The sequence below is a fragment of the Arenimonas donghaensis DSM 18148 = HO3-R19 genome (assembly GCF_000743535.1).
Lineage (GTDB): Bacteria > Pseudomonadota > Gammaproteobacteria > Xanthomonadales > Xanthomonadaceae > Arenimonas > Arenimonas donghaensis.
This window is the reverse complement of sequence record NZ_AVCJ01000007.1, coordinates 22,699-35,551: the sequence shown is the minus strand read 5'-3', so window position 1 is coordinate 35,551 and position 12,853 is coordinate 22,699. Positions and strand designations below refer to the sequence as shown.

Below are 12,853 nucleotides of genomic sequence, written 5' to 3'. Positions count from 1 at the left end.
AGAAGGACGAAGCGCTCTGGCTGGGCGAGACCCGCGTGGGCATGCTGGCCCCGGGGGTGGCGCTTTCGGAGGCCACCGCCGCGCTGTCGGCCTTCGCGCAGGAGGACGCCTGATGGCCGACATCGCCGATCTCGCGCTGATCCTGTTCCTGCCGTGGTTCGCGATCCTGGGCGTGCTGTTCTGGTTCTACCCCAGGACGATGGAAAAATCCCCGGCGCGTCGACGCTTTGACCTGCTTGCGCTGGTGCTGGCTTTCACGGCTGCGTTCCTGGCCGGCCGCTGGGGCTTCGCAACCGCGGCCACGGACATCGAAGCGGGGCCGATCTGGCGCCAGGTGCTGGCCAGCCTGCTGGCCTACAAGGCCTTCCTGATCGTGCTGGCCGCAGCGTGGGCGTGGCGCGGGCAGCGTTTCAAGCGCCCGGCGGCAGGCTAGGCCGAAGGCCGATCAGGGGTACGCATTGGCGTTGGCCCGGGTGAGCCGCTCGCGCGAACGCACCACGCAAAAGCGGTGACCCGTCGGTGCTTCGAGCACGATCCAGCGGCCATCGTGCGGGCGCGAGACTTCCACGGCGCCCAGCGCGACCAGGCGGCGGGCCTCGGCTTCGATGTCGTCGCTTTCCACGTCCAGATGCACTCGCGAAGGGTGTTTCACCTTCTGGACCTCGATGTGCAGGCCCAGCCGGGTGCCGTCGAGGCGGGCGTACTTGTCCAGGCCGCCTTCGTCGGGGTCGGTCACCGGCAGACCCAATGCCTGGCTCCAGAAATCGGCAGCCGCTCCCAACGAGCCGCCTTCGCAGTCAATGATGAAACCGGCGAGGCGGCTAAAATGCGCCATCAGCGCGCGCGCTGGAGATCGTCGAGCAGGGCGCGCAGGAAACGCGCGGCCTCGCCGCCGGTGGCGGCGCGGTGGTCGAAGGTGAGCGAGATCGGCATGATCCGATGCGTTTCCAGGCCGCCCAGCACCGGCACCACCGCGTGGTGCAGGCGACCGGCGCCAATGATGGCCACGCAGGGCGGAACCACCACCGGCGTGGCGTACTTGCCGGCGAAGACGCCGAAATTGGACAGCATGATGGTGTAGTCGCGCAGCTCTTCCGGCGGCAGCGAGCGGTTCTTGACCCCGTCGCGGATGCGGTTGATGGCCTGGCGCACCTGGTGCGGTTCGAGGCGTTCGGCATTGCGCAGGTTGGCCACGAACAGGCCATCGGGCGAGTCCACGGCGATGCCGACGTCCACGCGGGCATGCCGGCGCAGCGTGCCCTCCTTGGCGTTGAGCCAGGCGTTCATCGCCGGCTCGGCCTCGGAGGCCACGGCGATCGCACGGATCATGCGCGCCATGATGTCCTCGCCCGGCGCCCAGGCATGGATGTCGGCGTCGTCCATCAGCGAGGTCGGCACGACTTCGGCATGGGCCTGCGACATCGTGCGGACCATGTTGCGGCGCACGCCGCGGATGGGTTCGTCCACGTCGAGCGCGGCGTCGGCCCTGGCCGGTGCCGGACGGCCGGGCGACGGAGCCGGGGCCGGTGCGGATCGTGCGGGCGACTGCGCGGCCGCGGCACGACCGCCACCAGGCGCCTGGGCGGCACTGCCATCCGCCGCGGCTTTTTTCACGTCAGCGGCCGTGACCACGCCGTCGGTACCACTGGGCCTGACGCGCGCCAGGTCGACTTTCAGTTTCCTGGCCAGGGCGCGCACGGCAGGCATGGCGCGCACGCCGCCGACGGCGACCGCCTGTTCGCTGCGCACGGCGTCGGAGCTCTGCATGGCCCCGACCACGGTGCCGGCGTCGGCGGACTTCTTCCCGTCGTCGCCGGCGGGCTGTTCGCGGATTTCGCCGCCCTCGTCCGAAGCGACCACGGTGAGGTCGTCCCCGTCATCGCGCGATGCTTCGTTGGGGACCGGCTTGCCGGCCCCCTTGTGGCCGTGGGCGTGGCCCGTGTCCTGGGCGTCGGCGCGCTGGGGCAGGGACGGGTCGATTTCGATCTCGACCAGCCAGCTGCCGGTTTCGATGACGTCGCCGGCCTTGCCGGCCAGGCGGGTCACCTTGCCGGAAAACGGCGAGGGCACCTCGACCACGGCCTTGGCGGTTTCCATCGACACCAGCGGCTCGTCGAGCTTGATGGTCTCGCCTTCCTTGACCAGCCACTCGACGATTTCCGCGTCGGGCAGGCCTTCGCCCAGGTCGGGCAGCTTGAAGAGTTTCTTTTCGCTCATCGCTAGTCCTCAGCCGGCCGCCAGCGTGCGCTTGGCGGCGGCGACGATCTTGTCCACGCTCGGCAGGTACTTCATCTCGAGGCGGAACAGGGGGATGTGGGTGTCGTAGCCGGTGACGCGCTCGACCGGCGCCAGCAGGTCGTACATGGATTCCTCGGCCAGGCGCGCGGCGATCTCGGCGCCGAAGCCCGCGGTCTTCGCGGCCTCGTGCACGATGACGCAGCGGCCGGTCTTGGCCACCGATTCACGGATGGTGTCGAAGTCCAGCGGCTTGAGCGTGGCGACGTCGATGACCTCGGCGCTGATGCCGTCCTCGGCCAGCTTCTCCGCCGCTTCCAGGGTTTCCTTGACCTGTGCGCCCCAGGTGACCAGCGTCAGGTCGTCGCCGTCGCGCAGCTGGAAGCACACGTCCAGCGGCAGCGCCTCGCCGTCGTCGGGCACCTCTTCCTTGTACTGCCGGTAGATGCGCTTGGGCTCCATGAAGATGACCGGGTCCGGGTCGCGGATGGCGGCCAGCAGCAGGCCGTAGGCGCGCTGCGGTGACGACGGCATCACCACGCGCAGGCCGGGGACGTTGGTGAAGATCGCCTCGTTGGCCTCGCTGTGGTGCTCGGGCGCGCGGATGCCGCCGCCCCAGGGCACGCGCAGCACCATCGGGCAGGTCAGCCGGCCGCGGGTGCGGTAGCGGAAGCGCGCCGCGTGGCAGACGATGTGGTCGACCATCGGGTACATGAAGCCGTCGAACTGCGCCTCGGCCACGGGCTTCATGCCCTGCGAGGCCAGGCCGACGGTGAGGCCGGCGATGGTGGTTTCGTCCAGCGGGGTGTCGATGACGCGCTGGTCGCCGAAGGTCTGCTGCAGGCCCGCGGTGGCCCGGAACACGCCGCCGTTGATGCCGACGTCTTCGCCGATCACCAGCACGGTGTCGTCATGCTTCATTTCCCAGGCCAGCGCCTGGGTGATCGCCTCGATCAGCGTGATGGCGGCCATATCAGCGGCCCTCCCACTTGATCGCGTCGGCGCGCTGGGCTTCCAGGTCGGCGGGTAGTTCGGCGTAGAGGTAGTCGAACATGGCCTCCACTGGCTGCACCTTGGTTTCGAGGTAGGCATTGACCTCCTCGTCCACGCGCTTGCCGCATTCCTCCTTCCACTCGGCCTCTTCGGCCTCGCTCCAGACGCCTTCGGAAATCAGGAACGTGCGCAGGCGCGACATCGGTTCGCGCTCCCAGGCTTCCTTGACCTCGGCGTCGTCGCGGTAGCGTCGGGCGTCGTCGGCCGTGGTGTGGTCGGACAGGCGGTAGGTGACCAGTTCAAGCACGCTGCCACCGTGGCCGTTGCGGGCGCGCTTGAGCGCATGGTCCATCGCGGCGCGCACGGCGATGATGTCATTGCCGTCCACCTGGACGCAGTCCAGGCCGCCGGCGATGCCCTTCTGGGCCAGGGTCCGGGCGCCGGTCTGGGCCTTGCGCGGCACCGAGATCGCACAGCCGTTGTTGATGATGCACAGCACGAAGGGCAGGGCATAGGCGCCGGCCGAGTTGATGGCGGCGTAGGTGTCGGTCTTGGAGCTGCCGCCGTCGCCGACGCAGGTGACCGCCACCCGCGGTTCGCCGCGCAGCTTGAAGGCCAGCGCCGCGCCGGCCGCGTGCAGGCACTGGGTGGCGATGGGCACGCACCAGGGATAGTCGTGGGGCGGACCGGAGAAATCGTTGCCGCGCTCGTCGCCACCCCAATACATCAGCACGTCGCGCGGCTTCACGCCGCGCATGAACTGGGCGCCGTATTCGCGGTAGCTGGGCGCCAGCACGTCGTCGTATTGCATGGCGCTGCCGATGCCGATGTGCGCGGCCTCGTGGCCCAGGCAGCTGGCGTAGGTGCCGAGCTTGCCGGTGCGCTGCAGGGCCACCGACTTGGTGTCGAAGGTGCGCACCAGCAGCATGTGCTTGAACAGTTCGACGAGGTTGCGGCGGTCTTTCGCGAAATCGGGAAGGTCTTCACGCACCAGCCGCCCATCGGGCGCAAGGTATTGAAGATATTCGATTTCGAAGGTGGCGACGGTACTCATTCGATCCTCCGTGGCAGAAGGGCTTGATAGCAGCCCGCAGCGGGCCAGTGCAAGCTGCGCCAAAGAAAAGGGCGCGGCCATGGCCGCGCCCTTTGTCACCTACGGTGCCGTATTGCTTACCGGGAGCCGATGCCGATCCGGAAGCTGCCGCTGACGCTGTTGTTGCGCGACACCGGGTCGTTCGCGGCGCTGCCGGTCCGGGCGCTGAAGGCGGTCGTGGTGGACCTCAGTGCCTGCACCCGGAACCGGACCACGTCCGCCTGGCCATCGCCGTAGCCGCCGGCGTATTCACAGCGGAAGGTCTGGGCGCTGCGACTGGTCGAGGCCAGGTGGCAGGTCCAGCCGGCCGCAGGCTGCGGGATGACGTCCTGGACGTTGGTGCCCACGGTGAACTCCAGCCAGGTGCCGGGCGCGGCGTTGGGACCGTTGTTGCGGACCAGCAGCCCGACGATGCCTTCACGCGCCGGACGGTTGGGGTCGGGCAGTTCCGCCACGTACAGGGCCAGGTTGGCCGAAGGCGGCACCAGATGCACGGTGGCGACGGCCAGGTTGTTGGCCGGGTTGCCGTCGGTGCGGGTGGTTTCGACCCGGGCCGTCAGGCTCAGGCCGCCGGCCGGGACCACCGTGGCCAGGTCGGTCGAGACCAGCAGGTCGAAGCCGGCGCTGCCCGGGGCCATTTCGGCGATGGCGCAGTCGACGGTGGTCTGGCCGGCGGCGACCGTGACCGGGCCGCAGGCGAAGCCGGCCGGGGCGGTCACGCCCAGCGAGGGCAGCTCGGCGTCGAAGGCCAGGCTGACCAGGACGTCGGTGGCCGACGCCGGGCCCGGGTTGTTCACCGTGACCTGCATCGGGATGGGCTCGCCGGCGATGGCGCTGGCCGGACCGGAGGCGCTGACCGCCAGGTCGGTGCTGACGAAGGCGACGTCGCCGATGTACAGCACCACCGGGTCGTGGTCGGACATGCGCACGGCCATGGTTTCATCGCCGAAGCTGTCCACCGCGAAATCGGCGTTGATGCGGGCATGGTCGGTGCGCACCGGCGCCGTGTCCAGCAGGGCCTGGTTGACCACGATGTGGTCGAGCACCTGGGCATTGCCTTCGAAGGAGTACGAATAGCGGTCGGCGGCGTCGGTGACCGTGGTCATGTTGGTCAGCGGCACCGTGACCGGGCTGTCGCGATGCTCCAGCACGGCGTCGTTGGCGGCCTCGCGGCCGGTGATGATGCCCATCACGTCGACGTAGCCATCGTTGAACTCGAAGGCGTTGAAGTCGCCCAGCAGCACGATGCGGTCGTCCGGGTCGGCCTGCTGGAACTGCTCGACCAGGCTGGCCAGGAACACCGCCTGTTCGGCCCGCTTCACGCGGCGGCGCTGGCCGTTGCTGGCGTAGCCGTTGGAGCCGGGGTCGTTGTCGTTGATGTCGATCAGCGACAGCAGGTGGTTGCCGATCACCGTCACCGGGGCACTGGCGCCGTTGCTCGCGTTGACCACGGCGCGCAGCACCAGCGGCGGCCGGTCGTTCATGGTCGAGGTGCTGGCGTTGGGGTTGGTGATCAGGGCGTTCTTGCCGTACTGGGTGACCGACAGCACCTGCACGCGGGGGATGCCCGGGCCGACTTCGGTGGTGTCCACCAGGAAACCGATGTTGATCTTGCCGACGTCGTTGCCTTCCTGCAGGTAGGCCACGTAGTTCGGGCCGTCGGCGCAGGTCGCGTTGACGCGGTCGGCCAGCATCTGCAGGGCGTGCAGGTTTTCCATTTCCACCACGCCGATGATGTCGGGCGTGCGCAGGTAGTCGCAGATGGCCAGCGACGCCTTGGCCAGCCGGCGTTCGAACGCCACCGGGGTCAGCGGCACGTCGCCGCCGGCGTCGTCGACGTCATCGTAGAAGCGCAGCATGTTGGCGCCGGCGATGGTGAATTCGGACGCGTCCGCTTCCGCCACCGGCCGGGGGCCGGAGCCACCCTGCACATTCACCGGTGCGTCCGGGTCCGGCATCAGGATGTAGGTGCCAAAGCCGTAATCGAGCACGCCGACCAGGCCGGTCACGATCGCGCCGCTGTCGAGCACCAGCGGGCTGGCGCCGATCTGGCCGCGGCTCTGCACGCGCAGGCGCTCGGGGTTGGTGTCGAAACGCGGGGTATTGGCGGGCAGCGGCGGGGACTGGTCCTGTACGCCGACGCCTTGCTCGCGGAACGGGCGCTCGATGCCTTCGACCACGCCCCAGAAGGTGCCGTTCGGGAAGGCCAGGGCGTCGTTTTCGTCGATGCTGCCTTCGGTCGGCGCGGTGGCCACCAGGCGGCCGACGGAGACGCGCATGCCTTCGAGGTATTCAAGCGTCTCGACCGGCAACGAGGGATCCATCATCGCCGCGGTGATCTCCACCGCGGCCGGCAGCGCATTGCCGCTGCTGACGACCGAAATCGTCGGGTTGATCAGTTCGGTGACGAAACCCTGGTGCGGGTTGGACGACGAGCGGTACTCCTCGACCGTACCCGTGACCAGCACGCGGTTGCCCACGGCGGCCGACGCCGGCGGCGCGGAACCGGTGAACACCAGGATGCCTTCGGACGTCGCCGGATTGCCGTCTTCCTGGCCCGGCACGGTCTGCAGGAAGAAGCCATTGTTGAAGCGCTGGGCGGTGACGATGCCCTCGACTTCGACCAGGCTTCCGAGCAGCGCCGACTGGGTGCCCGCGCCCTGGACGGTGTGGATCGCGACGCGCGGAATTTCGACCAGGGTGGTTTCGGTGTCGCTGTTGTTGGCCGGCACCAGGTCGGGCACCAGCGAACCGGCGGTCGCCGTCGTGGACAGGTTGCCCAGGAAGCCGGCATCCACCAGCACTTCCAGGGTCACGTTGCCGCTGGCGCCGCTGCTGACGAACTGGGCGCCGGTGCACTCGAGCACGCCGGCCTGCACGTCGCAGGCGTCGAACAGGGCGGGGTCGAAGGTGGAGCTGACGTAGGTCGTATTGGCCGGCAGCGGCAGGCTCAGGCTCATGCCATAGGTGCGGCCCGGACCGTTGTTGGTGACCGTGGCGGTGTAGGTGAGGCTGCTGCCGGGCACGGCCGGGTCGACGCTGTCGGCCAGGCTGACGGCGATGTCCGAAGACTGGCCCGCCAGCGGCACGACCAGGACATCACGGTCGTTGCCGGGCACGGTGTCACCCTCGGACGCGGTGAAGCCGGCGTCGAAGACAAGGGGGCCGACCGCGCCGGCGGCGATGTTGAAGCCGAGCGTGACGGTGTAGCCCGAGTTGGGCCCGGCCCCGGTGGCCGCGCTGCAGCTCAGGACGTTACTGGGTGTCGAGATGCTGCAGCCGGCGCGATAGTCGCCGACGATGGATCCGATCTCCCCGCTGGCGTAAGTAAGTTCGCCGAGGTTGTCCTGCCGGAGTGTGTAGGGCGCGCTGTCGATGGCCGAGAGGTTCTCGATCCGCGTGCGGACCTGGATGGTGCCGCCGGCCGTGGCCGGATTGTTGTCCACCGACACGCCCACCGACAGGTCGGCGCCCGGCGGCTGGAACACCGGCGTCAGCGAAAAACCGTCCACCGCCAGGCCGTCGTCGGAACCGGAGGCGTTGAAGTCGGTCCAACGGATGCAGAAACCGCTGCCATTGGCGATGGCCAGTCCGGCGATCTGGCTGGCGACCGCGGCGCGGTTGGCGGCGTCGTTGCCGTCCTTGGCGCCGGTGCCCACGGTGTTGGGCGAGTTGAAGTCCAGCGCATCCACGTCGATCCAGCTGCCGTCGGCCAGGCCGGTCGCGTCGAGGCTGTACTGGAAGTTGATGGTGTCGATGCGACCGGCGGTGCCGCTGCGCCACTGCTCGCCGGTGTAGGCGATGTCCAGGGCGGTGACGGTATTGCCGACGTTGTTGGTGAAGCAGGCGCCGAAGGTCGGGTTCAGCGAGCCGCTGAGCAGGCCGCCCAGGGCGCGTTCGCTGCTTCCGGTCGCGCCGAAACTGTAGCTGTCGCCGGAATTGCCGCTGCCGTTGCCGGCCTGGTACTGACCGTTGGCGTTGGTGCCTGATTCGCTGAGCAGCCAGCCCGCCGGAAGGGCGGTGTGGCCGCTGCCGCTATTGGCGAGGCTGTCGAAATCCTGGGTATAGGCGGGTCCGGTGAGGGACACCTGGGCCGAGGCCACCCCGGCCGACAGGCACAGGGCGAGCAGCACGGGCACGTGCGGCGCAAGCTTCATATGGTTTTCCCCTGAAAAAGACGCAAAAGGCCGATGGCCGGCCCTGGCGCCGGAATGGTAGCGGGTTTCATATTGCTTTGGTGTTACGGCCCGGGCCGGCTACCCTTGTGCACCACAGCAAATCCCCGGGAATGCCCGTGTCCCAGCCCCCGAACCAGCGCGCCCTCGAACAGGGCATCACCACCGACCTCAAGGACCGCCTCACCTACGGCGGTTACCTGCAGCTCGATACCCTGCTGTCGGCCCAGAAGCCGCTGTCGGATCCGCCACATCACGACGAGATGCTGTTCATCGTCCAGCACCACGTCTCCGAGCTGTGGCTGAAGCTGCTGATCCACGAACTCCGGGCCGCCTTGGCCTGCCTGCAGGGCGATGAACTGGGGCCGATGCAGAAGATCCTGGCCAGGGTGAAGCAGATCCAGCGCCAGCTCACCGAAATGTGGTCGGTGCTCGAGACCCTCACCCCCGCCGACTACCTGCAGTTCCGGGACATCCTGGGTCCGGCCTCGGGCTTCCAGTCGCTGCAATACCGGCTGGTCGAGTTCCTGCTCGGCAACAAGAACGCCGACATGGTGAAAGTGTTCTCGCACGACCCCGTGGCCACCGCCGAGCTCGAGGCCGTGCTGAATGCGCCGAGCCTCTACGACGAATTTCTGCGCCACCTGCACCGCAAGGGCTATGCCATCCCGGCCGGCTGCGTTGAGCGCGACTGGTCGAGGCCGCACGAACGCGAGCCGGCCCTGGTGCCGGTGTTCAAGGCCATCTACGAAGACACCGACACCCACTGGGAGGCCTACGCCACCTGCGAGCAGCTGGTGGACGTCGAGGCCAGTTTCCAGTTCTGGCGCTTCCGCCACATGAAGACCGTCGAGCGCATCATCGGCTACCGCCGGGGCACCGGCGGCAGCTCCGGGGTCGGCTTTCTCAAGCAAGCGCTTGAACTGACCTTCTTCCCCGAGCTCTTCGAAGTACGCACGGTGCTGGGCCAGCCGGGCTGAGGCATCCGGCGGGGCGGGCTGCTACTCTCCGGACCTTGTCCGTCCCTTGCCCGGAGCCACCATGAGCCAAGCCACCCCGCCCGATATCGCCAAGCGCGGCTGGATCGCCCGCAGCCTCGACCTGGTCGAGCGCGTCGGCAACAAGCTGCCCGACCCGGCGGTGCTGTTCCTCATTTTGATGCTGGTCACCTGGGCGGTGTCGGCGCTGATGTCGAACATGGCCTTCGCCGAGATCGACCCGCGCAGCGGCAATCCGGTCGAGATCGTCAACCTGCTCAGCGGCACCAGCCTGACCGCCTTCATGGCGAGCATGGTCAATACCTTCGTCACCTTCGCGCCCCTGGGCGTGGTGCTGGTGGCGATGCTGGGCCTGGGCGTGGCCGAGCACACCGGCTTCATCAACGCGGCGCTGCGGGCGATGCTGAGCGTCACCCCGAAGTCGCTGCTGACCCCGGCCCTGATCGGCGTCGGCGTGCTCAGCCATGTCGCCGTGGACGCTGGCTACGTGCTGGTGATCCCGCTGGGCGCGGTGATCTTCTACGCCGCCGGCCGGCACCCGCTGGCGGGCATCGCGGCGGCCTTCGCGGGCGTCTCGGGCGGCTTCTCGGCCACCTTCATCGTGCCGTCCAGCCTCGACCCGCTGCTCGCCGGCCTGACCCAGGCGGCCGCGCAGCTGATCGACCCGGCCTACGAGGTCAATCCGCTCAACAACTACTTCTTCACCACCAGCTCGACCGTGCTGATCATGCTGGTGGGCTGGTTCCTCACCGACAAGGTGATCGAGCCGCGCCTGACGGCCACGCCGGTGGACGGTGACACCAGCGAAATGCCCAAGATGAGCCCGCTCAAGCCCGAAGAGCGCAAAGGCCTGGTCTGGGCCATGGTGGCGATGCTGATCGCGGTGGGACTGTTCGTGCTGACCCTGCTGCCCGCCGACACGTCCTGGGGCGCCGACCCGGCCACGCTGGCCCCGGGCACGCATCCGCTGCTGGCGTTCACGGCGCCGCTGATGCGCTCTATCGTGGCGCTTATCTTCATCTTCTTCCTGATCCCGGGCGCGGTGTACGGCTATGTCTCGGGCACGGTGAAGAGCCACCGCGACATCATCGCCGGCATGGCCAAGGCGATGTCGGGCATGGGCTACTACATCGTGATGGCCTTCTTCGCGGCGCAGTTCATCTACGCCTTCGGCCAGTCCAACCTGGGCGTGCTGATGGCGATCAAGGGCGCCAACCTGCTGCAGGCGATGGGCCTGCCAATGGCGCTGACGCTGGTGGGCATCGTGCTGCTGTCGGGTTTCGTGAACCTGATGGTCGGTTCGGCCTCGGCCAAGTGGGCGCTGATCGGCGCGATCATGGTGCCGATGCTGATGCAGCTGGGCGTCTCGCCGGACCTGACCCAGGCGGCCTATCGCGTCGGCGACAGCTCGACCAACATCATCACGCCGCTGCTGCCGTACTTCCCGCTGATCGTGGTGTTCTGCCAGAAATATGTGAAGGGCGCCGGCGTCGGCACCCTGCTGGCATTGATGCTGCCGTATTCGATCACGCTGCTGATCGTCTGGACGGCATTCCTGATCGGCTTCTGGGCCCTGGGCATCCCGTTGGGCGTAGGCTCGAGCTTCACCTACCCGGCAGGCGGCTGAAACTGAACGGGGCCGGCGCGGTTTGACGCCGCCGGCCCCCAGCGGTTACACCTTCGCGCCTTGTTTCATTTTGATTACCCAGGGGAGTAAGCAAGCCAGTGGCCACTCAACCCAATATTGCCGAGGCCAAGACCTTTCTCGGCCACCCGCGCGGCCTGTACGTGCTGTTCTTCGCCGAGATGTGGGAGCGCTTCTCCTATTACGGCATGCGCGCCATCCTCATCTTCTACCTCATGCAGCACTGGCTGTTTTCGGAGGAGAAGGCGTACGTCATCTACGGTGCCTACACCGCGCTGGTGTACATCACGCCGGTGATCGGCGGTTACCTGGCCGACCGTTACCTGGGTCAGCGGCGGGCCGTGCAGTTCGGCGCGATCCTGCTGGTGATCGGCCACGGACTGATGGCGTTCGAGGGGCCCGGCCCCGCGCAGTACCCCGAGCTCGCCGCGGCGGACATGCAGGGCGGTCTGTTCATCAACCTCTTCTGGCTTGCCCTGGCCTTCATCATCATGGGCGTGGGCTTCCTCAAGTCCAGCATCTCGGTGATGGTCGGCCAGCTCTATGGCGAAGGCGACATCCGTCGCGACCCGGCGTTCACGATCTTCTACATGGGCATCAACGTGGGTGCGGCGTTCGGCTCGCTCCTCGTGGGCTACCTGGGTGCCGTCTGGGGCTGGAACTGGGGCTTCGGCGCAGCCGGCGTAGGCATGCTGCTTGGCCTGATCGTGTTCATATGGGGTCGGCCGGCGCTGATGGGTCGTGGCGAAGCGCCCAATCCCGAACGGCTCGCCGAGAAGGTCGGGGGCGTGTCGCTGGAATGGCGGGTCTACCTGTCCGGCCTGCTTGGCGTCGTCGTGGTCTGGTTCATGGTGCAGTACCAGTCGCTGGTGGGCTGGCTGCTCGGGCTGTTCGGCCTGGGCGTGCTGATCTACATCATCGTCACGGCGGTGATCAAACTTGATCGCATCGAACGCCACCGCATCCTGGCCGCACTTTTCCTGATCGCGTTGCAGCCGCTGTTCTGGGCTTTGTTCGAGCAGGCGGGTTCGTCGCTCAACGTCTTCACCGATCGCCATGTCGATCGCACGCTGTTCGGGTGGGAAGTGCCCCCGGGCATGTTCCAGTCCCTGAACTCGATCTACATCATCCTCCTGGCGCCGGTGTTCGCCTGGCTCTGGCTGATCCTGGCAAGGCGCAACCTCGAGCCCTCGACGCCCGCCAAATTCGGACTCGGGCTGGTGCAGCTGGGCGCGGGCTTCCTCGTGCTCGTCGCGGGCGTGGCCGCCAGCGGCAGTGGCCTGACGCCGGTGATCTTCATCTTCCTGGTCTACCTGCTGCACACGATGGGCGAGCTGTGCCTGTCGCCGGTCGGCCTGTCGGCCATGACCAAGCTGGCGCCGGCACGGATGGCCGGGCTGATCATGGGCACGTGGTTCCTGGCCAGCGCCGCCGGCAACTTCATCGGCGGCCTGATCGCAAGCGCAACCGCCAGCGGCGCCGAAGAAGGCAGCACCGACCAGGTGGTCGAGGTGTACACGCAGATTGGCTGGGTGGCCATTGGCGTGGGCGTGGCGGTGATGGTTATCGCGCCGCTGGTCCGCCGCCTGATGCACGAGGAGCTGATCGGGCGCGTCGACCACGCGCTGGCGGGCGAGGGGGCGATCGGCGAGCCGGCCGCGACCGGTCCCGACACGCGCGGGGAACGCAAGCCCTGAGGTCCGGCCGGCCCGCC

At 68.1% G+C, this 12,853-nt stretch carries 9 protein-coding genes; 4 read left to right on the top strand and 5 right to left on the bottom strand.

Annotated features, from left to right (window positions below):
- Window positions 1-112 precede the first annotated feature (112 nt).
- Complete coding sequence (locus N788_RS05125; protein ID WP_338022627.1) at window positions 113-433, top strand: hypothetical protein; 321 nt, start codon at window positions 113-115, stop codon at window positions 431-433.
- A gap of 12 nt (window positions 434-445) precedes the next feature.
- Here the strand turns inward: N788_RS05125 and N788_RS05120 are convergent, their stop codons facing one another.
- The 5 genes from N788_RS05120 to N788_RS13795 all read right to left on the bottom strand — a co-directional run bounded on the left by N788_RS05120 (window position 446) and on the right by N788_RS13795 (window position 8,478).
- Window positions 446-835 carry a VOC family protein gene (locus tag N788_RS05120; protein ID WP_034221896.1) on the bottom strand — a complete coding sequence of 130 codons (390 nt, stop codon included), beginning with the start codon at window positions 833-835 and terminating at the stop codon, window positions 446-448.
- Complete coding sequence (locus tag N788_RS05115) at window positions 835-2,217, bottom strand: dihydrolipoamide acetyltransferase family protein (protein ID WP_034221893.1); 1,383 nt, start codon at window positions 2,215-2,217, stop codon at window positions 835-837. Before N788_RS05115 ends, N788_RS05120 begins: the two co-directional genes overlap by 1 nt.
- A gap of 9 nt (window positions 2,218-2,226) precedes the next feature.
- Complete coding sequence (locus N788_RS05110) at window positions 2,227-3,207, bottom strand: alpha-ketoacid dehydrogenase subunit beta (protein ID WP_034221890.1); 981 nt, start codon at window positions 3,205-3,207, stop codon at window positions 2,227-2,229.
- A 1-nt stretch (window position 3,208) separates the two neighbouring features.
- Window positions 3,209-4,282: a pyruvate dehydrogenase (acetyl-transferring) E1 component subunit alpha gene (pdhA, locus tag N788_RS05105; RefSeq protein ID WP_034221887.1), complete on the bottom strand. Its 1,074-nt coding sequence runs from the start codon at window positions 4,280-4,282 to the stop codon at window positions 3,209-3,211.
- Between the two features lie 116 nt (window positions 4,283-4,398).
- Complete coding sequence (locus tag N788_RS13795) at window positions 4,399-8,478, bottom strand: DUF11 domain-containing protein (protein WP_051924381.1); 4,080 nt, start codon at window positions 8,476-8,478, stop codon at window positions 4,399-4,401.
- 131 nt (window positions 8,479-8,609) lie between these two features.
- On the opposite strand from N788_RS13795, the gene N788_RS05095 reads away from it, so the two are divergent.
- The 3 genes from N788_RS05095 to N788_RS05085 all read left to right on the top strand — a co-directional run bounded on the left by N788_RS05095 (window position 8,610) and on the right by N788_RS05085 (window position 12,836).
- A complete protein-coding gene (locus N788_RS05095) occupies window positions 8,610-9,476 on the top strand; it encodes a tryptophan 2,3-dioxygenase (protein ID WP_034221884.1) in 867 nt (288 codons plus the stop codon).
- A 61-nt stretch (window positions 9,477-9,537) separates the two neighbouring features.
- On the top strand, window positions 9,538-11,121 hold the full coding sequence (locus N788_RS05090; protein ID WP_034221881.1) for an AbgT family transporter: 1,584 nt from the start codon (window positions 9,538-9,540) through the stop codon (window positions 11,119-11,121).
- Between the two features lie 98 nt (window positions 11,122-11,219).
- Window positions 11,220-12,836 (top strand): peptide MFS transporter, encoded by a 1,617-nt coding sequence (locus N788_RS05085; RefSeq protein WP_034221879.1) that lies wholly within the window; start codon window positions 11,220-11,222, stop codon window positions 12,834-12,836.
- The last annotated feature ends 17 nt before the right edge of the window (window positions 12,837-12,853 follow it).